The 24,424-nt window shown below is 68.5% G+C and carries 19 protein-coding genes; 15 read left to right on the forward strand and 4 right to left on the reverse strand.

All coding sequences use genetic code 11. The annotated features are described in order from the left end of the window. The first annotated feature begins 13 nt into the window (after nt 1–13). The 13 genes from AC23D6_RS19085 (at nt 14) to AC23D6_RS19145 (ending at nt 19,001) form a co-directional block, all read left to right on the forward strand. Nucleotides 14–1,348, forward strand: a complete 1,335-nt coding sequence (locus AC23D6_RS19085; protein WP_487750772.1) for a TldD/PmbA family protein — start codon at nt 14–16, stop codon at nt 1,346–1,348. A gap of 213 nt (nt 1,349–1,561) precedes the next feature. Then, nucleotides 1,562–2,230, forward strand: a complete 669-nt coding sequence (locus AC23D6_RS19090) for a DUF4159 domain-containing protein (RefSeq protein ID WP_487750773.1) — start codon at nt 1,562–1,564, stop codon at nt 2,228–2,230. A gap of 100 nt (nt 2,231–2,330) precedes the next feature. Further along, complete coding sequence (locus tag AC23D6_RS19095; RefSeq protein WP_487750774.1) at nt 2,331–3,323, forward strand: AAA family ATPase; 993 nt, start codon at nt 2,331–2,333, stop codon at nt 3,321–3,323. An 8-nt stretch (nt 3,324–3,331) separates the two neighbouring features. Beyond that, on the forward strand, nt 3,332–4,222 hold the full coding sequence (locus AC23D6_RS19100; protein ID WP_487750775.1) for a DUF58 domain-containing protein: 891 nt from the start codon (nt 3,332–3,334) through the stop codon (nt 4,220–4,222). Then, nucleotides 4,219–5,382 (forward strand): BatA domain-containing protein, encoded by a 1,164-nt coding sequence (locus AC23D6_RS19105; protein ID WP_487750776.1) that lies wholly within the window; start codon nt 4,219–4,221, stop codon nt 5,380–5,382. The genes AC23D6_RS19100 and AC23D6_RS19105 overlap by 4 nt, the downstream gene beginning before the upstream one ends. Further along, entirely contained in the window at nt 5,379–7,547 is a 2,169-nt protein-coding gene (locus tag AC23D6_RS19110) for a hypothetical protein (RefSeq protein WP_487750777.1), read from the forward strand. Before AC23D6_RS19105 ends, AC23D6_RS19110 begins: the two co-directional genes overlap by 4 nt. Continuing rightward, entirely contained in the window at nt 7,544–9,370 is a 1,827-nt protein-coding gene (locus AC23D6_RS19115) for a carboxypeptidase regulatory-like domain-containing protein (protein ID WP_487750778.1), read from the forward strand. Before AC23D6_RS19110 ends, AC23D6_RS19115 begins: the two co-directional genes overlap by 4 nt. A gap of 58 nt (nt 9,371–9,428) precedes the next feature. Next, the gene (locus AC23D6_RS19120) at nt 9,429–9,794 is read left to right on the forward strand and encodes an I78 family peptidase inhibitor (protein ID WP_487750779.1); all 366 of its coding nucleotides are present in this window, start codon (nt 9,429–9,431) and stop codon (nt 9,792–9,794) included. Nucleotides 9,795–10,034: 240 nt separating this feature from the next. Next, on the forward strand, nt 10,035–14,507 hold the full coding sequence (gene gltB, locus AC23D6_RS19125; protein ID WP_487750780.1) for a glutamate synthase large subunit: 4,473 nt from the start codon (nt 10,035–10,037) through the stop codon (nt 14,505–14,507). Between the two features lie 202 nt (nt 14,508–14,709). Next, nucleotides 14,710–16,152, forward strand: coding sequence for an FAD-dependent oxidoreductase (locus AC23D6_RS19130; protein WP_487750781.1), 1,443 nt, complete (start codon nt 14,710–14,712; stop codon nt 16,150–16,152). Nucleotides 16,153–16,252: 100 nt separating this feature from the next. Next, nucleotides 16,253–17,137 (forward strand): methylglyoxal synthase, encoded by an 885-nt coding sequence (locus tag AC23D6_RS19135; protein ID WP_487750782.1) that lies wholly within the window; start codon nt 16,253–16,255, stop codon nt 17,135–17,137. Nucleotides 17,138–17,241: 104 nt separating this feature from the next. Continuing rightward, nucleotides 17,242–18,420 carry a benzoate/H(+) symporter BenE family transporter gene (locus AC23D6_RS19140; RefSeq protein WP_487750783.1) on the forward strand — a complete coding sequence of 393 codons (1,179 nt, stop codon included), beginning with the start codon at nt 17,242–17,244 and terminating at the stop codon, nt 18,418–18,420. A gap of 125 nt (nt 18,421–18,545) precedes the next feature. After that, entirely contained in the window at nt 18,546–19,001 is a 456-nt protein-coding gene (locus AC23D6_RS19145) for a PepSY domain-containing protein (protein WP_487750784.1), read from the forward strand. Nucleotides 19,002–19,051: 50 nt separating this feature from the next. Here the strand turns inward: AC23D6_RS19145 and AC23D6_RS19150 are convergent, their stop codons facing one another. The 4 genes from AC23D6_RS19150 to AC23D6_RS19165 form a co-directional block, all read right to left on the reverse strand. Further along, entirely contained in the window at nt 19,052–20,335 is a 1,284-nt protein-coding gene (locus AC23D6_RS19150; RefSeq protein WP_487752687.1) for a TCR/Tet family MFS transporter, read from the reverse strand. A 149-nt stretch (nt 20,336–20,484) separates the two neighbouring features. Further along, complete coding sequence (locus AC23D6_RS19155; protein WP_487750785.1) at nt 20,485–21,351, reverse strand: D-hexose-6-phosphate mutarotase; 867 nt, start codon at nt 21,349–21,351, stop codon at nt 20,485–20,487. Beyond that, the gene (locus tag AC23D6_RS19160; protein WP_487752688.1) at nt 21,348–22,601 is read right to left on the reverse strand and encodes a lytic murein transglycosylase; all 1,254 of its coding nucleotides are present in this window, start codon (nt 22,599–22,601) and stop codon (nt 21,348–21,350) included. The genes AC23D6_RS19155 and AC23D6_RS19160 overlap by 4 nt, the downstream gene beginning before the upstream one ends. A gap of 82 nt (nt 22,602–22,683) precedes the next feature. After that, nucleotides 22,684–23,106 (reverse strand): protease inhibitor I42 family protein, encoded by a 423-nt coding sequence (locus AC23D6_RS19165; RefSeq protein WP_487750786.1) that lies wholly within the window; start codon nt 23,104–23,106, stop codon nt 22,684–22,686. Between the two features lie 69 nt (nt 23,107–23,175). On the opposite strand from AC23D6_RS19165, the gene queF reads away from it, so the two are divergent. Together queF and AC23D6_RS19175 are read left to right on the forward strand one after the other, a co-directional pair. Next, nucleotides 23,176–23,991 (forward strand): NADPH-dependent 7-cyano-7-deazaguanine reductase QueF, encoded by an 816-nt coding sequence (gene queF / locus AC23D6_RS19170; RefSeq protein ID WP_487750787.1) that lies wholly within the window; start codon nt 23,176–23,178, stop codon nt 23,989–23,991. Nucleotides 23,992–24,098: 107 nt separating this feature from the next. Next, entirely contained in the window at nt 24,099–24,419 is a 321-nt protein-coding gene (locus AC23D6_RS19175; protein ID WP_487750788.1) for a LysM peptidoglycan-binding domain-containing protein, read from the forward strand. Nucleotides 24,420–24,424: the final 5 nt, after the last annotated feature.

A 24,424-nucleotide genomic window follows, 5' to 3' on the forward strand; every position in this document is an offset into this window, starting at 1 on the left:
GAGAACATCCCACATGAGCATCCTCACCGAAGCGCAGGCCAAGGCCATCCTGGACAAGGTCATCGCGCTCTCCACCGCCGACGAGTGCACCGCCTCCCTCACCGGTTCCGTCGACGGCAACATCCGCTTCGCGCTGAACAACGTCTCCACCAGCGGCATCGTCAGCAACACCGACCTGGGCGTGCAGGTGGCGTTCGGCAAGCGCGTGGGCATCGCGACGATCAACGAATTCGACGACGCCGCGCTGGAACGCGTGGTCCGCCGCGCCGAAGACCTCGCCCGCCTCGCCCCGGAGAACCCCGAGTTCATGCCGGCCGTGGAGAAGCAGACCTACAAGCCCAGTCCCACGTTCAGCGAATCCACCGCCGCCATCACCCCTGAATTCCGCGCTCAGGTCGCCGCCGATTCGATCGGCCCCTGCAAGGCGGAGAAGCTGATCGCCGCGGGCTTCCTGGAAGACGGCCAGAGCTTCGTCGCCTTCGCCAACAGCAAGGGCAACTTCGGTTACCAGCGCGCGACCGCCTTCAACTACACCTGCACGGTGCGCACCGAGGACGGCCGCGGTTCTGGGTGGGTCGGCCGCAACCTGAAGGACGCCAGCGCCTTCAAGGCCGACAGCGACATCCGTACCGCGATGCGCAAGGCCAGCGAATCGGCCGAGGCGAAGGCGCTGGAGCCGGGCAAGTACACGGTGATCCTGGAACCGGCCGCGGCCGCGGGCCTGATCTCTTTCATGATGAACTTCTTCGACGCGCGCCAGGCGGACGAAGGCCGGAGCTTCCTGTCCAAGAAGGGCGGCGGCAACAAGCTGGGCGAGCAGGTCTACGACCCGCGCGTGAACATCAGCGCAGACCCGTGGCACCCCGGCGCGGAAGTGATGCCGTGGGACAGCGAAGGCCTGCCGCGCGAGAAGATGGCCATCGTCGAGAACGGCAAGGTGGTCAACCTGGAGTACTCGCGCTTCTGGGCACAGAAACAGGGCAAGCGTGCGGTGGGCTCACCGGGCAACCTGCTGATGGCGGGCGGCACCAAGTCGACGTCCGAACTGGTCGCCGGCACGCAGAAGGGCATTCTGGTCACGCGTACCTGGTACATCCGCATGGTCGACCCGCAGACCGTGCTGCTGACCGGCCTGACCCGCGACGGCACGTTCTACATCGAGAACGGGCAGATCAAGCACCCGGTGAAGAACTTCCGCTTCAACGAATCGCCGGTGATCATGCTCAACAACATCGAGGAACTGGGCAAGCCGGTGCGCGTGGCCGGCGACGAGTCCAGCTTCGTCATGATGATTCCACCGATGAAGCTGCGCGACTTCACCTTCACCTCGTTGTCGGACGCGGTGTAACGCTTTCTCCTTCTCCCCTCGGGAGAAGGTGCCCGAAGGGCGGATGAGGGGCGAGCGCAGTCCATGATGCCTGCACCGTCAGGACTCCATCGCCCCTCACCCCAACCCCTCTCTCCCACCGGGACTTCCTGCGGTCGCCGTCAGGAGAGGGGCTCTCAGAGACTCCCGGCTTTGCTCCACTCCCGGCTAACGCGAGCACAATTCCTGCACCTGATGCTCGGCGGCATGGTGACGGCGGCATTGCCCCGGCAAGCACGCGCCGCCGGCGCCTACGACTTCTGGTTCACCCGCCTGAAGTACGACTCCGGCGACTGGGACGTGGACGCGCGCATGCCGTCCAACCTCATCACCTCGCTGATCGATTACACCAGCCTGCGGGTGGACCCGAAGGAGCATGTGCTGGCCTTGTCCGACCCGCGCATGCTCACCGCGCCGTTCTGCTACCTGGCCGGCCACAAGCTGGTCGAGTTCAATCCGGTGGAGCGGCGGCATTTCGAGCGTTACGTGCGCAACGGCGGCTTCGTGTTTGTCGATGACTGCAACCACGACATCGACGGCCTGTTCGCCAAGTCGTTCGAGGCGCAGATGGCGTCGATCTTCGGCGCGAGGGCGATGAAGAAGCTGCCGAACACGCACGCGATCTATTCTTCGTTCTTCAAGTTCGACGGCCCGCCGGCGACCAGCTTCGAGCTCAACGGCTGGGGCGACGATCTGGTGCACGAGTACCTGCAGGGCATCGAGATGAACGGCCGCCTCGGCGTGCTCTACAGCAACAAGGACTACGGCTGCGAGTGGGATTACGACTGGCGCAACAAGCGCTTCCTGGCCGAGGACAACACCAAGTTCGGCGTGAATCTCGTGGTCTATGCATTGACGACATGAGCCTCGCTCCCCGTAGAGCGGAGCTTGCTCCGCTGATCCTCGCGACACGAACAGAACAGCAGCGGAGCAAGCTCCGCGCTACAACCCCCATGGAACCCGCATGAACGCCCTCACCGAATCCGACCTCCAGCACCAGCTCGCCAAGCTCGGCGAACTCCGCGCCGCCATCGGCCAGGCCATCGTCGGCCAGCAGGACGTGGTGGAGCAGCTGCTGATCGGCCTGCTGGCCGGCGGCCACTGCCTGCTCGAAGGCGTGCCCGGGCTCGGCAAGACGCTGCTGGTCCGTTCGCTCGGCCAGGCGCTGCACCTGCAGTTCCGCCGCGTGCAGTTCACCCCGGACCTGATGCCCAGCGACATCCTCGGTACCGAGTTGCTGGAGGAAGACCACGGCACGGGCCATCGCCATTTCCGCTTCCAGCCCGGCCCGATCTTCACGAACCTGCTGCTCGCCGACGAGCTCAACCGCACGCCGCCGAAGACCCAGGCTGCGTTGCTGGAAGCGATGCAGGAACGCACCGTCAGCTATGCCGGCACCACCCATGCGCTGCCCTCGCCGTTCTTCGTGCTGGCCACGCAGAATCCGCTCGAGCAGGCCGGTACCTACCCGTTGCCGGAAGCGCAGCTGGACCGCTTCCTGCTGCACATCCGCGTCGATTATCCGACCGAGCAGGAAGAGCACGACATTCTGGCCCAGACGACCGGCCGCGCGGGCGGCGCGGTGCCGCGCGTGATGGAAGGCGAGGCGGTCCTGGCGCTGCAAAAGCACGTGCGCGACGTGCATGTCAGCGAGGACCTGCTGCGCTGGATCACCAGGCTGGTCCGTGCCAGTCGCCCCGGCGACGGCGTCCCCGATGAAGTCCGCAAGTACGTGCGCTGGGGTGCGGGCCCGCGCGCCGGCCAGTCGCTGGTGCTCGCCGCGAAGGCGCGCGCACTGCTGCATGGGCGACTGGCGGCCACGCGCGAGGACATCGCGGCGCTGGCCAAGCCGGTGATGCGCCACCGCCTGCTGTTGTCGTTCGCTGCCGAGGCCGAGCAGGTCGGCGCGGACGACGTGATCGTCGCGTTGCTGCGCGGCGTGCCCCTCTCCCCCTGAGCGACGCCGTGGCTCAGGACCTGATCCCCGCCGACGTCCGCAGCCGGTTGAAGGACCTGCGGCTGACCGCGCGCCGTGCGATCGGCACGCAGGGGATCGGCCTGCACCACAGCCGCAGCCGCGGCGCGGGGCTGGAGTTCGCCCAGTACCGCGCCTACGAACCCGGCGATGAACTACGCCAGATCGACTGGAAACTTTACGCGCGCTCGGACCGGTTCTTCGTGCGCGAGGCCGAACGGGAGAGTCCGCTGACGGTGTGGATCGTGCTCGATGCGACCGCGTCGATGACGCAGCGCGACGGCCACCGCGGCATGCGCTTCGACGCCGCGCGCAGCTTGGCCGCTTGCATCGCCGAACTCGCGCTGCGCCAGGGCGATCGCTTCGGCCTGCTGGTGCTGCATGGCACGGGCGTGCGGCTGGTGGCCCCGGGTACGGGGGCGCGCCAACGCGACCAGCTGCTGCTTGCACTGCACGGTCTGCGCGCTGAGGGCGCGTTCCCCGTACAGGACCGACTGGGTCCGGTGTTCGAACGGATCGGCGCCGGCGACCTGGTGCTGGTGCTGAGCGACTGGTTCGACGACGCGATGCCGGCGCTGGCCGAACGCCTGGCGTCCGCGCGGCGGGAAGTGCTGGCGATCCAACTGCTGACGGCGGAAGAACGCGACTTCTCCTACACCGGCGGCCACCGCTTCCGCGACCCGGAAACCGGAGAGGAGCTGCTGGGCGATGCGACCGCCCTGCGCGCGGACTACCTGCGCCGCTTCGCTGATGCGCAGCGCGTGCTGGATGCGCGCCTGGATGCCGTCGGCATTCGTCACGCACGCTATTACACCGACCAGCCGCTGGACCTGCCACTGCGGCGGCTGTTCGGCGCGCGCGACGCGGCGGAGTACGCATGAGCCTGGCGTTCCTGCTGCCGGCCGGCCTGGCGGCGCTCGCAGCCCTGCTGCTGCCGTTGCTGCTGCATCTCGCGCGCCGGCATGAGCAGACGCCGACCGACTTCGCCGCGCTGCGCTGGCTGCGGCAGAAACCCAAACCCCGCCACCGCATCCGCTTCGACGAGTGGCCGCTGCTGCTGCTGCGGTTGCTGCTGCTCGCGCTGCTCGCGCTGTGGCTGGCCCGGCCGGTGTTGTCGGGCCTGGACGATGACCGGCCCTGGCAAGTCGTCGTACCGGGCGTCGATGCCGCCCTCGCGCGCGCGCAAGCCACCGATCCACGCACGCGGCTGCACTGGCTGGCGCCGGGCTTCCCCTCGCTGGACGAACCACCGCCTGCGGGCACGCCACCCATCGGAAGCCTGCTGCGCCAGTTGGATGCCGAATTACCTGCGGGCGTGGCGCTGACGGTGCTGGTTCCGACCACGCTGCAGGGCGCCGATGCTGAGCGTCCGCAGCTGTCGCGCGACATCGCCTGGCGCGTCGTCGACGGTGCGATGCCGGCGACAAACGCCGCCCCGCCGTCGCCACTCGCGCTCGTCGTTCGCCATGCTGCCGGCGATGAACGCGGCCTGCGCTACCTGCGCGCCGCGGCCCGCGCATGGATGCCGCCCAACGCGACCTCCGTACCCCTGCAGACGGGTACGCACGACGAGCCGCTGCCGCCGCCCTCGCATCCGCTGGTGTGGCTGGTGCCCGGTCCGGTGCCATCAACGGTGACGCAGTGGATCACCGCGGGCGGCACCGCGTTGCTGGCTAGCGACGCGACGCTGGACGGCATCGCCATGACCTCCGTGGCGTGGCGCGATGCCGACGGCACGCCGCTCGTCGAAGGCGCGGCACACGGCCGTGGCCGGGTGATGCGCTTCACCCGGCCGTTGCGCCCGGACGCGATGCCGGTCTTGGTCGACGCGGACTTCCCGCACCACCTGCGCGCGCTGTTCGATGCGCCAGCGGCAGCGCCCACCCGCGTGTCGGCCGCCGACTACGCGCCGATCCGCGGCGGTGCGTCCTATCCGGTGGCGCCGCGCGACCTGCAACCGTGGCTGGCGCTGTTGATCGCGCTGCTGGTGCTGGTCGAACGCTGGATGGCGACGCGACGGACGCGGAGCGTGGCGCCATGACGCACTCGGCGTTCGATCGCCTCGCCCAGGTCCGACGCTACGCCGGCATCGGCCAGCTGCTGCTCGGTGCCGCGGTACCCGTCGCCGTGGGCGGCGTGCTGTGGCGTGCCGCATCGCCTGCGTTGGCCGTCACGGTGGCCGTGGTCGGCATCGCATTGCTGGCCGCGCTGGCCTGGCGACGGACACGCGCGTTCGACACCGCCTGGCTGGTGCGCCAGCTGGATGCGCGCCGCAAAGACCTGGACGACAGCAGCGATCTGCTGTTGGCGCCCCCGGCGACGCTGAGCCCGTTGCAGCAGTTGCAGCAGGTGCGCGTGCGCGAACGCCTGCGCACCCAGCCCGCGCCGGACCTGCGCACGCCGTGGCCCTGGGCGCGCATCGTGGCGATGTGGCTCATCGCCGCCGGGGTGGTCGCCCTCGCCGCCCTGTGGCCCGCGCGCACCTCGGCGCCCGGCACGCTCGCGCCCGCCGATGAGGACACACCCGTCGTGCCCGGCGTGCCGCGCCTCGTCGCACAGCGGCTGCACGTGGCACCGCCGGCCTACACCGGCCAACCACCGCGCGACGAAGCCACGCTCGACGCGAAAGCCCCTGCCGGTTCGCGCCTGGCTTGGACGCTGCGCTTCGAACCGCAACCCACGCGCGCGGATCTCGTCTTCCACGACGGCCAGCGCATCACGCTGGTCCGCGAGGGCGACACCTGGCAGGCGACGCATGTACTGGTGAAATCCACGCTGTACCGGGTGATCGCGGCCGGCACCGAGGCGCAGCCGCCGTCGAAACTCCGCCGCTTGGATGCGATCCCCGACCGCGTGCCGCAAGTGAAGGTGCTGGCACCGGACCGAGGCCTGAGCCTGGTGGCGGTTGGACAGGCGCGCTGGGTCTTGGCCTTCGAAGCGCGCGACGATTACGGCATCGCCCCGGCGGCCACGCTGAAGCTGACGCTGGCGCAGGGCCGCGGCGAGAACATCGCGTTCAAGGAACAGGCGATCACGCTGCGCGGCACCGGTCCAGCGACCGCGCGCCGCTTCACCGCCTCGCTCGATCTGAAGGCGCTCGGCATGGCCGTGGGCGACGACCTCATTGCCCAGCTCACTGTGCAGGACACCCGTTCGCCGTCGCCGCAGCGCGCGCAGAGTCCGGGACTGATCCTGCGCTGGCCGGCGGATCTCGGCCAGGAAAGCACGGGACTGGACGGGCTGGTGAAGAGGGTGATGCCTGCCTACTTCCGCAGCCAACGCCAGATCATCATCGACGCTGAGGCGCTGCAGAAGCAGAAACGCAGTCTCGCCGCGGACACGTTCGTCACGCGCTCGGACGGGATCGGCGTGGACCAGCGCATTCTTCGCCTACGTTACGGCCAGTTCCTCGGCGAGGAAGCCGAAGGCGAACCGCAGCCGCCCCCGACCAGCGACACCGACGACGACCATGCGGACGACGACGGGCACGACCACGCGAGCGAGGCGCCCGCCGCACAGGACGGCCACGACCATGCGACGTCGGCGACCGGCGCGAGTTTCGGCCGCGAAGCCGACGTGCTCGAGGCCTATGGCCACACCCACGACCACGCTGAAGCGGCGACGCTGCTCGACCCCGAGACGCGCGCAACGTTGAAGAAGGCGCTGGACCAGATGTGGCAATCGGAACTGCACCTGCGCCAGGGCCGTCCGGATCAGGCGTTGCCGTTCGCGTACAAGGCGTTGGAATACATCAAGCAGGTGCAGCAGGCCACGCGCATCTACCTGGCGCGCGTCGGGCCGGAGCTTCCGCCCATCGACGAAACGCGCCGGCTCGGGGGCGAGCGCAAGGGCATCGTGGCGCGCGCGCTCGGTCCGCTCGAACGCACGGCGGACGATGCAGACGCGGCGCCTGCCCGCGCGTGGCGTGCGCTGGCTCATGACGGCGCGGCCGCCGACGTGGCGGACCTGGATGCGTTGCAGGCGTGGTTGCGCACGAACGAGACGCGCGTGCCGGACGCGCTGGACCTGTTCGCCGCCATCGACGAAGTTCGCGGCGACCCGGCGTGTGCGCCCTGCCGGGCGCGCCTGCGCGCGCTGCTGTGGTCCGCATCGCCACAGCCGCCGGCGCAGGTGCCGCGGCGTGCGCCCCCAGACGATGCGGGCCGGCGCTACCTCGACGCGCTGCAACAGGAGCCGGCGCGATGAACCTGCACACCTCCCTGCCCACGTTGCTGGCCGGCCTGCTCGCCCTGGGCGTAGTAGTCGCCTGGGTGCGATTGATGGCCCGTCGTCGCGGCGCGGCGGCCGACGCGCGCGGCCCGCTGGTGCGCTTCCTGCTGTTGTGCGCGTTACAACCGGTCTGCGCCGCGCTGCTGTACACCACCCTGCTGCCACCGCGCCAGGCCGCCACGGCCGGCACGCTGGTGGTGATGACGGCAAACGCTGACGCAGTCGCACCGCCGGCGGCCTTGCGGGGCCAGCCGCGCGTCGCGCTGCCGGAAGCCCCGGCAATGGAGAGCGTCGAGCGCGTACCGGATCTGGCGACGGCGCTGCGCAAGCATCCCGACCTGCACACGCTGCACGTCGTCGGCGACGGACTGGAAGCGCGGGACCGCGATGCGGTTGGCGCGCGGTCGCTGGCGTTCTCGCCTTCGGCGCTGCCGCGTGGCGTGGTCGAACTGGCTGCGGTGGATGTCGTAGCACCCGGTGATGGCTTCATCGCCGGCGGCCGCGTGCATGGCATGCCGAAGGCGACGGTGGTGCTGCGCGATCCCGCGGGCCAGCGCATCGATGCGGCGACGTTGGACGCGCAGGGCCGCTTCCGCCTCCGCGGTATCGCCCGCCTTCCTGGGCCTGCGCTGTTCCGCGTGGAGGTTCTGGACGTGCGCGGCGCCGTGGCCGATGCGGCATCGTTACCGGTGTGGACACAAGCCGTCGCCGCTCCGCGCGTGTGGGCGCTCGCCGGTGCGCCGAACGCCGAGTGGAAATACCTGCGTCGCTGGGCGACCGATGTCGGCATGCCGATGCGCCTGCAGGTCAGCCTCGGCGGTGGCTTGCAGCTCGGCGACGCGCCGCTGCCGATGACCGCGGACACGTTGCGCCGCTTCGATCTGGTCGTGCTGGACGCACGCAGCGTCGCGGGCCTGAGTGACGGCCAGCGCGCGGCGCTCGCGGCCGCGGTGCGCGACGGCGGCCTGGGCGTGCTGGTGCGCGCGGACGGCCCGCTGCCGGCATCGGTACAGCGCTGGCTGGGCATCGCCGTGGTCGGCAACGACGAAGTCGAGCTGCGTTTGCCGCGTCCTGCGCCAGACGACGATGCCTGGCGCGCGCGACGCGGTGCAGGGACCGAAGACCGGCCCGTGGACACGGATGCGGTGCCGGCCGGCCTGCCGCTGTTGGCAAGACGCGCAGCGCGCGCGCCGGCGGCCGACACCGTGCCGCTGCTGCGCGACGCCGCCGGCACGCCGGTCGCCTGGTGGCATGCGGTAGGTCGCGGCCGCATCGGTCTGTGGACGCCGACCGACACCTACGCGCTGGTGCTGTCGGGGCATCCCGAGACGCACGCGGCCCTGTGGTCGCAAGCCTTCGGCACGCTGGCCCGTGCGGGGACGCAGGCCTTGGCGGCAGTGCCGGGCGACGCGCGTGCGGGCGTCCGCACCTCGCTCTGCGGCATCGCCGATGACGCACGGATCGTCGCCCCCGATGGCAGCACGACGCAGCTGCAGCGTGATCCCGCGACCGGCGCAGCGCGCTGTGCGGGCTTCTGGTCACGTATCCCGGGCTGGCACCAACTGACCACGGGCGAAAGCACGACGCCGTTCTTCGTTCGCCGCGCGGACGATGCGCGTGCGCTGCATGTCGCCGACCTGCAGGCGCAGACCGCCCGGCGCGTGACGATGGCGGGTTCTTCGACAACGCCGGCCGCGGCCGACGGCGCGCGCGGGCCGGCATGGCCCTGGTTCCTGGCATGGCTTTGCGCCAGTGCACTGCTATGGTGGCTCGAACGGCGGCGCGCGGCGGTCGGTTAACGACTCTCGAATGTCCGATGCGTCATCTTTTCCTCCATCTCACCCTCCGGAGTTCCGCATGATCCGAACGGCGATCCCTGCCCTGCTGCTGACCCTCTCGCTGGCTGCCTGCTCCTCGCCCGAGACCGACGAACAGACCGCCGCCGCCGAACAGTCCCAGGCCGCCGCCAGCGAAGCCGCCACGCCGCCCGCCGCCGAGCCCGCGCCGGCCGAGCTCGCCGGCAGCTGCGACGACACCCAGGCGCAATGGATCATCGGCAAGACGCCGAGCGAGAAGGACATCGAGCAGGCCAAGAGCGACAGCAAGTCCGAGTCCGTGCGCGCGCTGAAGCCGGGCGATGCCGCGACGATGGACTTCAACCCGAACCGCCTTAACATCATCCTCGACGAAAAGGGCGTAGCGACCTCGGTCAACTGCGGCTGACGCCTCGGTCGACGTGCATCGCACGACGAACCGCCCGCGGTGACGCGGGCGGTTTTTTGTTGTCCGGCTGAATGGCGCTTCCCATCGGAAAAAGTTGCCTTTGCAACCAACAAGTGGTGCGCCAGAGGTGTTGTTGCGGCGTCGCAACATCTATGGTCTAGTCGGGTTTCCGGTGACATTTCGAAGTGCCGCTGCGCGGGCAGGGCACGGTGTCGCCGTCACTCCGGTTTGAGGCACCCCATGGCCCCTCGCCATCGCCAAGGCGGCTTTGACCAGGGTCTCTACGACCCCAACGACGAACGCGACGCCTGCGGTTTCGGCATGATCGCGCAGCTCGACGACCAGCCCTCGCGCGCGCTCGTCGATACCGCCATTGCCGCGCTCTCGCGCATGACCCATCGTGGCGGCGTCGCTGCCGATGGCCTCACCGGCGATGGCTGCGGCCTGCTGATCCGCAAACCGGAGGCCTTCCTCCGCGCGCTGGCCACCGAGTCCGGCATCGTGCTGGGCGAGCGCTTCGCGTCCGGCCTGGTCTTCCTGCCGCACGACGACGCGCTCGCCGCACAGTGCCGCGCCACCCTGGAAGCAGAACTGTTCCGCACCGGTGTGGCGGTGAAGGGCTGGCGCGTCCCACCTACCCACGACGCGGTGTGCGGCCAGCTGGCCAAGGACACGCTGCCGCGCATCGAACAGCTCTACGTCGAAGCCGGCGACGGCCAGAAGGACGAAGCGTTCGCGCTGGCGTTGTTCCTCGCCCGCCGCCGCAGCGAACAGCAGCTGCGCGCGTCGGCGCCCGACTTCTACGTGGTCACGCTGTCGCCGCACGCCATCGGCTACAAGGGCATGGTGCTGCCGGACAAGCTGGCGACGTTCTACCCGGATTTGCAGCGCGGCGAACTGGCGAGCAGCGCGGTGGTCTTCCACCAGCGCTTCTCCACCAACACGTTGCCGCGCTGGCCGCTGGCGCACCCGTTCCGCCTGCTGGCGCACAACGGCGAGATCAACACGATCGAGGGCAACCGTCGCTGGGCGCAGGCGCGTAGCAAGGTGTGGAAGACGCCACGCTTCGACATCGGCGAATTCGACCCGGTCATCTCGATGCACGGCTCCGATTCGCAGAGCCTGGACAACATGCTGGAGCTGCTGGTCGCCGGCGGCATGGAGCTGATCCAGGCGCTGCGCATCCTGGTGCCGCCGGCCACGCAATCGCTGGAATTCAAGGATGCCGACCTCGCTGCGTTCTACGAGTTCTACGGCCTCAACACCGAACCATGGGACGGCCCGGCCGGCATCGTGTCGATGGACGCGCGCTACGCGGCGTGCACGCTCGACCGCAACGGCCTGCGCCCCGCGCGCTGGATGCTGACCAGCGACCGCCATTTCATCGTCGCCAGCGAAGCCGGCGTGTGGGAAGTGCCCGCCGAACGCGTGACCCGCAAGGGCAAGCTGGGCCCGGGCGAGATGATGGCCATCGACCTGCGCCGCGGCGACCTGCTCGACAGCGAGGCGGTGGACCGCATCAACCGCGGCCGCGCGCCGTACAAGCAGTGGCTGCACCAGGGTGTGACCTACCTGCAGACCGAGCTGATCGATCCGTCGCTGGTCGAGGAGCCCTTCGACGAGCGCACGCTGCGCGGCTACCACAAGCTGTTCCAGCTCTCGACCGAAGAAGTGGAGCAGGTATTGCGCCCGCTGGCCGAGACCGAGCAGGAAGCCACCGGTTCGATGGGCGACGACACGCCGATGGCCGTGCTCAGCCGGCAGACGCGTCCGCTGTACGACTACTTCCGCCAGGCGTTCGCGCAGGTCACCAATCCGCCGATCGATCCGCTGCGCGAAGACTGCGTGATGTCGCTGACCACCCAGCTGGGTCGCGAGACCAACATCTTCCACGCCGGCCCGGAAACGGTGAACCACGTCATCCTCAACTCGCCGGTGCTGAGCCAGCGCAAGCTGCGGCAGCTGTTGAAGATGCCGCAGTACGTCGAGAAGAACCGTCTGGTCGACCTGTCCTACGCGCCCGAGGAAGGGCTGAAGGCAGGACTCGAGCGGATCTGCCGCGAAGTCGAACAGGCAGCACGCGCCGGCGAGGTCATGCTGCTGCTGTCCGACCGCTACCCGCAGCCGGGCCGCCCGATGGCGCACGCGCTGCTGGCCACCGGCGCCGTGCATCACCACCTCTGCCGCGTGGGCCTGCGCTGCGACGTCAACCTGATCGTCGAAACCGGGACCGCGCGCGATCCGCACCACATGGCCTGCCTGATCGGCGTGGGCGCCACCGCGGTGTATCCATACCTGGCGTACCAGACGCTGTTCGACCTGGGCCGCCGCGGCATCCTCCAGTTGAAGAAGGGCGGCGAACAGGCACAGATCGGTCGCAGCTACCGCAAAGGCATCTACAAGGGCCTGTCGAAGATCATCTCGAAGATGGGCATCTGCACGATCAGCAGCTACCGCGGCGCGCAGCTGTTCGAGATCGTCGGCCTGGACCCGGACGTGGTCGACCTGTGCTTCGCCGAAACGCCGTCGCGGATCGGCGGCGTGGGCTTCGAACGCCTCGATCTTGAGGCGCGCCAGTTGGACGCGCGCGCCTGGAACGACCGCGAATCGCCCGAGGTCGGCGGCCTGCTGAAGTACGTGCACGGCGGCGAGTACCACATGTACAACCCGGACGTGGTGATGACGCTGCAGCGCGCGACGCGCACTGGCGACGCCCGCGACTGGCAGGCCTACGCGGACGCGGTGAACTCTCGCCCGCCTTCGGCACTGCGCGACCTGCTGCAGCTGAAGAAGGCCGACACGCCGACGCCGCTGGACGAGGTGGCCGACGCGTCGGATCTGTTGCGCCGTTTCGACACCGCGGCGATCTCGCTGGGCGCACTGTCGCCGGAAGCGCACGAAGCGCTGGCCATCGCGATGAACCGCCTTGGCGGCCGCAGCAATTCCGGCGAAGGCGGCGAAGACCCGGCGCGCTACGGCACCGAGAAGCGCAGCAAGATCAAGCAGGTCGCCTCCGGCCGCTTCGGCGTGACGCCGGAATACCTGGTCAACGCTGAAGTGCTGCAGATCAAGGTCGCACAGGGCGCCAAGCCCGGCGAAGGCGGCCAGTTGCCAGGCCACAAGGTCAACGAGCTGATCGCGCGCCTGCGCTACGCCAAGCCCGGCATCGGCCTGATCTCGCCGCCGCCGCACCACGACATCTATTCCATCGAAGACCTCGCCCAGCTGATCTACGACCTCAAGCAGGTCAATCCGACCGCGCTGGTATCGGTGAAGCTGGTCAGCCATGCGGGCGTGGGCACGATCGCCGCCGGCGTGGTGAAGGCGGGCGCGGACCTGATCACCATCTCCGGCCACGACGGCGGCACGGGTGCCAGCCCGGTGAGTTCGATCCGCTATGCCGGCGTGCCGTGGGAACTCGGCGTCGCCGAAGCGCACCACGCGTTGGTGGTGAACCAGCTGCGCGACCGCACCGTGCTGCAGACCGACGGTGGCCTGAAGACCGGCCTGGACGTGGTCAAGGCTGCGCTGCTCGGCGCCGACAGTTTCGGCTTCGGCACCGGCCCGATGATCGTGCTGGGCTGCAAGTACCTGCGCATCTGCCACCTCAACAACTGCGCCACCGGCGTGGCCACGCAGGACGAGCGCCTGCGCACGCAGTACTTCACCGGCCTGCCCGAGCGCGTGGAGAACTTCTTCCGCCTGCTGTCCGAGGAAGTGCGGCAGTGGCTGTCCTACCTGGGCGCGCGTTCGCTGGACGAGATCGTCGGCCGCACCGATCTGCTGCAGCAGCTGGATGTGTCGCCGCGCGAAGGCGTGAACGTCGACCTGTCGCGCCTGCTGAAGGGCGCGCAATTCGACAGCAGCAGCTGCGCGGCGCAACGCCTGTACGAATCGCCGGACAGCCTGGCCACGCAGCTCGACGGCTTGCTCGCCGAGCCGATCCGCAAGAAGAGCGGCGGCGACCACCGTTTCCTGATCCACAACACCGACCGCAGCATCGGCACCCGCCTGTCCGGCGCCATCGCGCGCCAGCACGGCAACCAGGGCATGGCCGATGCGCCGCTGACCCTGCGCTTCCGCGGCACCGCCGGGCAGAGCTTCGGCGCGTTCAACGCCGGCGGCCTGCAGATGGAACTGGAAGGCGAAGCCAACGACTACGTCGGCAAGGGCATGGCCGGCGGCCGCCTGGTGGTGCGTCCGCCGCGCGGCGCACGCTTCGAGGCGCGCAACACGCCGATCATCGGCAACACCTGCCTGTACGGCGCCACCGGTGGCGAACTGTTCGCGGCCGGCCGCGCGGGCGAGCGCTTCGGCGTGCGCAACTCCGGCGCGCTGGCCGTGATCGAAGGCGCGGGCGACCACTGCTGCGAGTACATGACCGACGGCATCGTGCTGGTGCTGGGCAAGGTGGGCCTGAACTTCGGCGCCGGCTTCACCGGCGGCCTGGCCTACGTGCTCGACCTGGACCGCGATTTCGTCGACCGCTACAACCACGAGCTGATCGACATCCACCGCATCAGCCCGGAAGGCTTCGAGAGCCATCGCCAGCACCTGCACACGCTGATCAGCCGCCATCGCGAACTGACCGGCAGCATCTGGGCGCAGCAGATCCTCGACGAGTTCCGCGACTACGTCGGCAAGTTCTGGCTGGTGAAGCCGAAGGCCGCGAGCATCGATTCGTTGAGCGAGACGTTGAGGCGGGCGGCATGAATGCGCCTTGTCTTACTCCTCCCCCCTCGCGGGGGAGGATGCCCGGAGGGCAGGAGAGGGGGCGCGAGCGTAGCGACGCGTGCCGTTTCTCTGATGCACTCGATGCAGTACGGCACGTCGTTTCGACGAGCGCCGGCTCACCCTCTCCCGGCCTTCGGCCACCCTCTCCCGTCGAGGGAGAGGGGAAGCAGGTACTGTTCTCATGAGCAAGAAGCAGGTATTCCAATTCCTCGACCTGCCGCGGACGATGCCGCAGCGCATTCCGCTGGAGCTGCGCACGGGCGGCGATTGGGGCGAGCTGTACGGCAAGTTCGGCAAGGAGGAAGCGCAGTACCAGGCCGGGCGTTGCCTGGATTGCGGCAATCCCTACTGCAGCTGGAAGTGCCCCGTGCACAACGCCATCCCGCAGTGGCTGCAGCTGGTGCAGGAGAACCGCATCGAAGAAGCCGCCGCGCTTTGCCATTCGACGAATCCGCTGCCGGAAGTCTGCGGCCGCGTGTGCCCGCAGGATCGCCTGTGCGAAGGCAGCTGCACGCTGGAGGAATTCGGCGCAGTCACCATCGGCGCGGTGGAGAAGTACATCGTCGACACCGCGCTGGCCAAGGGTTGGCGCCCGGACCTGAGCGACGTGCAGCCCACCGGCAAGCGCGTGGCCGTGATCGGCGCGGGACCGGCGGGCCTCGGCTGCGCCGACCGGCTGGCGCGTGCCGGTATTCAGGCCGTCGTCTATGACCGCTACGAGCAGATCGGCGGCCTGCTGCAGTTCGGCATTCCCAGCTTCAAGCTCGACAAGAGCGTCATCGCGCAGCGTCGCGAGGTGCTGGAAAGCATGGGCGTGGAATTCCGCCTGGGCGTGGAAGTCGGTCGCGACGTGACGCTCGCGCAGTTGCTCGGAGACTACGACGCGGTCTTCCTCGGCACCGGCGCGTACCGCTACACCGACGGCGGCCTGCCCGGCCAGGACCTGGACGGCGTGCTGCCGGCGCTGCCCTTCCTGGTACAGAACGGACGCATCGTCAGCGGCAACGATCCGTGGGGCCGCGCGATCGCCGGCTGGGAAGACACGCTGCAACTGCCCGATCTGCACGGCAAGCGCGTCGTCGTGCTCGGTGGCGGCGATACCGGCATGGACTGCGTGCGCAGTGCGATCCGCCTGGGCGCGGCCAAGGTCACCTGCGCCTACCGCCGCGACGAAGCGAACATGCCCGGCTCCGCGCGCGAAGTCGCCAATGCACGCGAGGAAGGCGTGCGCTTCCTCTTCAACCGTCAGCCGCTGGCCATCGTGGCAGGCGAGGACGGCACCGTTGCCGGCGTGCAGGTGGTGGAAACCAGACTGGGCGAGCCCGACGAACGCGGCCGCCAGAGCGCCGTGCCGATCGAAGGCAGCGAATCGGTACTGGATGCGGACGTGGTGATCATCGCGTTCGGTTTCTCGCCGACGGTGCCGGCGTGGCTGGCCGAGGTCGGCGTGGAAGGCACGCCGAACGGCCGCATCGTCGCCGGTGGCGGCGACCGCCTGCCGTTCCAGACCACCCACCCGAAGCTGTTCGCCGGTGGCGACGCCGTGCGCGGCGCGGACCTGGTGGTCACCGCGGTCGCCGAAGGCCGCGACGCGGCGGCGAGCATCGTCACCCTGCTCTCGTAGAGCGGAGCTTGCTCTGCTGCCTTTGCCTCTGAGGCCATGCGGAGCCGAGCAAGCTCGGCTCTACGCTAGACTCGCGGCTCTATTGTCCATCTGACCGAACATGCGCCTGGGCCTGGCTGCCAACCGCCTGCACCACCACACCGAGGATGCGGCGCTGTTCCGCTGGCTGCGTGCCTGCGAGCCCGGCATCCGCGACCTTCAGCTGGCGCTGCATGCGGTGGGGCGCACGCACGATGCGATCGCCGCCGCCTGCATGCTGCGGGGCTACGACGGACTCAAGCGCTATCCGTACGGTCGCGATGGCGGATTGATGAAGCTGGTGGCGGAAGTCGTCGGCCTGGAGGGCGCGGAACGCAGCCTGGACGGTGCGATCTACTTCATCGACCCCGTTGATCCGTCCTCGATCTTCCCCGAAGCCACCGCGCTGAAACGGCAGTGCGTGATCCATGGCAAGCCGTTCCTGTCGACGGTGGCCTCGGCCCGCGACTGGATCGAGATGGAACGCATCCATGCCGGCTTCGCGCCAGACCGCGGCGCGGACCGCTTCCACGCACTGGAATCGCAGACGCTGGCGCTGATCGCGCACGATGCGATGAAGCCGCAGATGCTGGCCTTCGCCGACGCGCATTTCGACGTGCTGTCCCGCTTCGGTCACCGCATGGCGACCGGCACCACCGGCCTGCGGCTCAACGAACTGGCGTGGAGCCGCGGTTGGCCGCAGGACATGCCGTGGGTGGAGCGATTCCAGAGCGGCCCCCTCGGCGGCGACGCGCAGATCGCGGACCGCGTGCTGGAGCACCGCTGCCAGCGGGTGATCTTCTTCGAGGATCCGCACGTGGCGCGCCAGCACGAAGCGGATATCCAGCTGCTAGAGCGGGCCGTCACCACCGTCACCGACGAGGCCGTGTGCACCACGTCGCTGGCCGTGGCGACGCGCTGGTGCGAGGCTGTCAACCGACGTGTCGCTCTTGTGGGAGCGACGTAAGTCGCGAAAGCGCGGTAATCATCGAAGACGAAGTGGCATCGGCGATAAAGACCGGTTGAGAAAGCGTTCGCGACTTACGTCGCTCCCACAGGCCAGAAGAGCTCATGGACTTCAACCCACCCCGCCACCTGCTGAAAGACCTCTCCCTCTCTGCCATCGCCGCCGGCTTCGTCACCGTGCTGGTCGGCTTCGCCAGTTCGGCGGTGATCGTGTTCCAGGCGGCGCAGTCGCTGGGCGCGTCGCCGGAGGAAATCAGCTCGTGGATGTGGGCGCTTGGGCTGGGCATGGGCCTGACGTGCATCGGCCTGTCGCTGCGCTACCGCATGCCGGTGGTGACGGCGTGGTCGACGCCCGGTGCCGCTATGCTGATCAGCAGCGCGGCCGGGCTTCCGCTGTCGGATGCGATCGGCGCGTTCCTGCTGTCGGCGCTATTGATCGTGGTGTCCGGCTTCTCCGGCTTCTTCGAGCGGATGATCAGCCGCATCCCGGTGTCGCTGGCGTCCGGCATGCTGGCGGGCGTGCTGCTGCGCTTCGGCATCGAGGCGTTCGCGTCGATGAAGACGCAACTGGGCATGGTGCTGACGATGTTCGCGGTCTACCTGCTCGCGCGCCGGCTGCTCCCGCGCTACGCGGTGATCCTGACGCTGCTGGTCGGCATCGCCTTCGCCGGTGCGCTCGGCCTGCTGCGCGTGGACGGGCTGACGCTGCAACTGGCGAAGCCGATATTCACCACGCCGACGTTCTCGTTCGCCGCAATCATCGGCATCGCCCTACCCCTCTTCATCGTGACGATGGCCTCGCAGAATGTGCCGGGCGTGGCGGTGATCCGCGCGTCGGGCTATCCGATCCCGATCTCGCCCGTCGTCGGCTGGACCGGCGTGGTCAACCTGGTGCTGGCGCCGTTCGGCGCGTTCGCGCTCAACCTGGCCGCGATCACCGCGGCGATCTGCATGGGGCGCGAGGCGCATGAGGATGCCGCGCGTCGTTATGTGGCGGCCATCGCGGCCGGCGTGTTCTACCTGATCGTGGGCCTGTTCGGCGCCACGGTGGCGGCGTTGTTCGCTGCGTTCCCGAAGGAGCTGATCCTCGCCATCGCCGGCATCGCCCTGCTCGGCACCATCGGCAACAGTCTCGCCGCGGCGTTGCGCGAGGAAGCCGAGCGCGAGCCCGCCCTGGTGACGTTCCTGGTGACCGCATCCGGTCTGTCGCTCGCGGGCATCGGGTCCGCGTTCTGGGGCTTGCTGGCAGGCGTGGTGACGCTGCTGGTGTTGCGCCGTACCTGAGGCTGTTCGCCTTCCGCTCATGCGGGTGAACGCGGCGTGGAGTGTTCAGTTTCAGGGGCGTGGATTCACCTGCGGGTGATGCGGCCGTGGGCAGGATCGGCCCACCATCCTCACAGGAGATTCCCATGACCGTCTGCCACCGCCATCGCCTGTTGACCCTCGCCGCGCTCGCCGCGCTGTCCGGTGCCGCCTTCGCGCAGGCGCCGGCGCCCACGGCGGGCAAGGACGCGCTGAAGGAGCCGCAGGTGCGCGCGCTGCTCACCGAAAAGGGCTACACCAACATCGACGACCTCGACTTCGAGGACGGCCAGTGGGAAACCGATGCGACCAGCGCCAACGGCGACCGCGTGGACGTGCGCATCAATCCGGCCAGCGGTGATGTCGTGGCCGAGAAGCTGGTGTCCAACCTGAGCGAAAACGACGTCAAGGCCAAGCTGGCCGCTGCGGGTTACTCCAAGGTGCATGACGTCGACTTCGATGACGGCGTCTGGAAGGCCGAGGCCGAACGCGCCGACGGCAACGACGTGGAGATCCATCTGGCTGCCAACACCGGCGAGATCATCCACGTCGAGAACGATTGATCCGTCAGGCCTGCATGCAACGAAGAAGGCCGCCCTCGGGCGGCCTTCTTTCATGCATTCGGTGCGCTCTTGGGTCGGGCGAAGCGCCACGCCACCAGGAAGCCCACCAGCAGGAATACCGCCGCCAGATACCACGGTGCGCCGGGTAGATGGGCGGGTGCTTCTCTGCCGATGAACAGCGCGAACGTACCCGCGAAGATCATCGGACTGATGATGCCCGCCAAGCTCGCCAGGCTCATCAGCGCCCCCTGGATGCGACCCTGTTCGCGCTCGCTGACATCGCGCGTGATGAGCGCCTGCGTCGCGGGCATCGCCAGCGCCCACAATGCGCTCACCGGCAACCCCATGAGGAAGACCGCACCCACCGGCGCCCATCCGTAGATGCAGAATCCGATCACGCCGCACGCCAAACCGAGCAGCAACGTGCGACGCTCCCCGATCTTCTTGACGAAGTGCCCGACGAGCAACGCGTTGACGACGATACTCAGCACACCCACCGCCGCGAGCACCCAACCAACCTCCGTGGGCCCCCATTGGAAGCGGTATCCGGCAAAGAGGACGAAGACGGTTGGATAGACAAAGTGCGCCATGTTGGCGATGAACACGACGGCCGCGAGTCCGAACACCTGCGGATACCGCTTCAGCAGGATCAGCGATCCGAACGGATTCGCGTGCGTCCAGTCGATGCCCGGGGAACGCCGCTCGGGTGCCAGCGACTCCGGCAGGACGAACCAGCCGTAGAGGAAGTTCAAAAGTGCCAAGCCGGCCGCGACCCAGAAAGGCAGGCGCAGGTCGATGTCGCCCAGCGATCCGCCGATCACCGGACCGATGGTGAAGCCGACTCCGAACGCAGCGCCAATCATGCCGAAGGCCTGCGCGCGATTCTCCGGCGCCGTCACGTCGGCGATGTATGCGTTGGCCGTGGTGAAGCTTGCCGAGAACACGCCCGAGAAAACACGCGCGAGCAGCAGCAATGGCAGCGTTCCGGCCACCGCCATGAGCAGGAAATCAGCGCCCAAGCCGAGACAGGACAACAGGATGACCGGCCTGCGCCCGAACCTGTCGGAGAGCGCGCCTTGAACGGGCGAGCTGACGAACTGGAACGCGTAGAACACCGTGCTGAATATGCCGACCCAGAGCGCGGCCTTCGCCGTGTTGCCACCGGTGAACTGTTCCACAAGTCCGGGGAGTACGGGAATGATCACACCGAACGACAGGACGTCGATCAGCACCGTGACGAAGATGAAGACCAGGGCGGCGCGGCGGCCAGCGTGTGCGGGAGCTTCTGCGTTCACGGCGTGGAACCGGCGAAAAGGTGCGCAAGTGTAGGGCATCGCCGGCAGCCCCGCCGCCCCTGTAGGAGCGACGTCAGTCGCGACCGCGGACCACGACGGTCCTTGGAGTTCGATGGTCGCGGTCTCGACGCACCACGCTCCCAGCACCATGCAAGACGGCAAGCGTGCGGTCGCGACTGAGCGCGCTCCTACAACGGTGCTGCGGAGATCACGTGGCTCAGCCGGTGGCGCTGGCCGGGTTCCAGTTCGATCGCATCCTCGCCGGCATTCGCGGCTTCCAGGCAGACGAAGGTCCGCCAGCCGTCGTCCGGCAGGTCCGCGATGGCGGCGGCCCCGGTCTCGCCGGGGTTCCACACCACCAGCGAACGGCTACCGAAGGTGTCCAGCCGGATGCGCCGGCCGCCGGCCGGATCGACCAGGTCGAACCGGTGTCCCGTGCCGGTATAGATGCGATCGCAGCGGCCAGGATCGCGTGGATCGTGCAGCGTCCAGTCATTCGATTGCACGTGTGTGCCGCCGTCGAACTTGTCCACGTAGCGAAGCCCGTCCAGACCGGTGACCCGCACCTGCGTCGCATCGGCGACGCGGAAGTAGGTGTGCAGCGCCTGGGTCAGCGTGACTGCGGACTCGCCGCGATGCACGGTGTCCAGACTTTGGCGCAGATCACGGCCGACGTGCACGGTCTGGACCAGCTCCAGCGGCACGCCATCGCGCAACGGCAATGCCAGCTTGAGCACGACACTGCCATCGGCTTCGCGCTTCACGTCCGTCAGCGGCCAACGCGACGTGCGTGCGTGACCATGTTGCGGCACGCTATCGGGCTGCCCCTGCCGGCCGAAGTAAGGCCAGCACACCGGCACGCCACCGCGGATCGCGTTCGGCGCCATCGCGGTCGTCGGCGACACCCAGAGCAGATCATCGAAACCGGCCGGCACGAACGAGAGTACCTGGCCGCCATGCAGGCTCACGCGTGCGGTGGAGAACGGCGTCCACACCCGCAGCACCTCGATGCCCTGCCAGGTCTCGCGGGTAATGCCTTCGGGTAGTGCACTCACGGCTTTCGGGGCTCCGGCAGCGCGACAGGCGGCCCTTCCGCCTTCAACGCAGCGAGTATTTTCGCACCCGCGCGACCGTCCGCGGGTTGCAATCCCAGGCGTTGCTGTTCGAGGACGATCGCACGCCGCGTCTGCGTCCCGATCATGCCGTCCGCAGCCCCGATCGCGTGACCGCGTGCGAGCAGCAACGTCTGCAGTTCGCGTCGCTGCGGACGACCCAGGCCCGGATCGTCCGTCGGCCAGGCCGTCACCAGTCCCGTGCCGCCACGGAGGCGGTCGGCCAGCAACGCGATCGCCAATGCGTAGCTTTCGGCCGCGTTGTACGAGTAGATCGCGTCGTAGTTCTTGAATACAAGGAACGCAGGACCCGCGATGCCGGTCGGCACCAGCAACGCCGCAGCGCGATCATCCGCAGGCAATGGTTGTCCATCGACGCGGGCGATGCCCTGCGCGATCCACTGCGGCAGCGGCTTGCGATTCGTGCGTCCCGCCTGCGCGACATCGAAGCCCCGCGGCAGCGTGACTTCGTAGCCCCAAGGCTCGCCCGTGCGCCAACCGGAGGTCACCAGATAATTCGCGGTGGAAGCCAAGGCATCGGGGATGCTGTCGATGAGGTTGCGCCGCCCATCGGCATCGAAGTCGACCGCGATGCGCTCATAGGTACTGGGCATGAATTGCGTATGGCCGAAGGCGCCCGCCCAGGAGCCGGTCAAGCCGTCGGCGCGAATGTCGCCGGCCTGCAGCAGCTTCAGCGTGGTGAGGAATTCGCCGCGGAAGAACGTCTGCCGCCGGCCGAAGCAGGACAACGTCGACAACGACACCAGCAACGGTCGCTTGCCGAACACGCGCCCGTAATCGCTCTCCACGCCCCACACCGCGACCACGGTGGCGGGATCTACGCCGTACGCCTGCGAGACGCGGCCCAGCAGTTCCGCATGCGTCGCCAGCATCGCCTGCCCGTCTGCTACCCGCTGGTCGTCGACCAGCGCGGCCAGGTAATCCCACAGCGGCGTGGTGAATTCGGGCTGCGCATCCAACAGGTCCAGCACGCTCACGTCGGCGGCCAGACCCTGGGTGTAGGTATCGAAACTGACCGGCGTGACGCCCTGCTTTTCCGCCACACCACGCAGGTCGGCGAGACAGGCGGCGTAGACGGGGTCGCGCACCGGCGCGGCAACCGGCGAGGCCGGTACGACCGGAGGCGTCGCGTTGGTGGGCGGCGTCTGTGCGATCGCCGGACCTACCACCATCATCGACAGCAGCAGGCAGGACGCGGCGTGGTTCATGGCGGCCTCCCTGGCCTCTGGGGGAGGCTGCACTTTGCCTTGCGCGTCAGCGGACGTCGACCTCGTACTCCACCACCTCCACCGGCGGCACCGATTCCCAGGGCCGTCGGTAGACCATGCGCACGGTGGCCTTGCCCGCCTTGTCCGCGCGGAACCACCAGCGCGCGATCGACGACGCGCCGGGCATCGGCGGTTGCGTATCCATGGGCGGCGGCGTGGCCGGGCCGGTGGTGCGCGCGAGCACCGGCGCGCCGTCCGACGTGAATTCCCATTGGTAGCCGGTGCTGGCGTTGGCCATCAGGGCGATCTCCAGCACCTGGCCGACCCGCATCGCGACCGGCGCCTCGCCCTGGGGCCTGACGATGTCGTCGCCCGGCAAGGTGTCGGCCGGCGTCGCCCCGCCCGTGGCCGGTCCGCTGGCGCAGGCCGACAGCAGCACGCACAAACCGGTGGCCACCCATGCCTTCATTGTCATATCCCTGTGGGAAACGGGGGAGTTATACACCGCCGCTTTAGGCGCCGTCCGTAGAATGGCGACATGAGCACGCCCCAGGATTCCTCGCTCGGCCGCGACGTCGCGTACCCGACGCAGTACGACCCCACCCTCCTCTTCCCGATCCCGCGCCAGGCTGCGCGCGACGAAATCGGCATCGCCGCCGACGCCTTGCCGTTCGTCGGTCACGACCGCTGGCACGCTTACGAGTTGAGCTGGCTGGACGCCCGCGGTAAGCCGCGCGTGGCGACCGCCACGCTGACCGTGCCGTGCACTTCACCGTGCCTGATCGAATCCAAGTCGCTCAAGCTCTACCTCAATTCGCTCAACAGCACGCGCTTCAACAGCGACGCCGCGGTGCTGGAGCGCATCGTCACCGATCTGTCGGCGCGCGCCGGCGCGGATGTAGGCGTGGCGTTCGGCCTGCCGCCGATGGCGGAGGCGCCGGAGGGCGAATCGCTCGATGGGCTGGACGTGGAGATCGATCACTACGGGCCGCCGCGCGCCGAGTTCCTGGCCGCCGATCCGGAGGAGCAGGTCGATGAAGTCCTGTCGTCCGAATTGCTCAAGTCCAACTGCCCGGTCACCGGCCAGCCGGACTGGGCGACGGTGGTGATCCACTACCGGGGCCCACGCATCGACCGCGTCGAACTGCTGCGCTACCTGGTGAGCTTCCGCGACCATGCGGAGTTCCACGAGCAGTGCGTCGAACGCATCTTCCACGACGTGCTCGCGCATTGCCGGCCGGCCTCGCTGTCGGTGGAGGCCCGCTACACCCGACGCGGCGGCCTGGACATCAATCCTTGGCGCGCTACCGGCGACATGAATGTCCCGCTCATGAAGCGCGATATACGACAGTAATGTTGCTCGTCTAACAATTGAGGCGATTTCACGCGCGCGCTATGGTTTCTTAACAACGCGCGTGCAACGCTTGCTCATCCCACAGCCCGCCAGGAAGGGTGGTTGCAATGAGCACAGAAAAGAAGGCTGACTTCTCGAACGTAAAAGAAGGTTTTGCCACCTCGGGCGAGGTGCAGCAGGCGCCCGACTTTTCAAACGTCAAGGAAGGGTTCGCGGTATCGGGTCAGGTGGAAGACGTGACGCCCCCAACCGAGACCACCTACACGATTGAGAAGGGCGACACGTTGTCGAAGATCGCCAAGGAGCATCTGGGCAGCGCCAACGCCTGGAAGCAGATCTTTGAGGCCAATCGCGACGTCATCGACGATCCCGATCGCATTTTTCCCGGCCAGGTCATCAAGCTTCCGCCCAAGCCGAGCGACGCTTGAGCGCT

The sequence above is a fragment of the Pseudoxanthomonas sp. G3 genome, assembly GCF_057654715.1.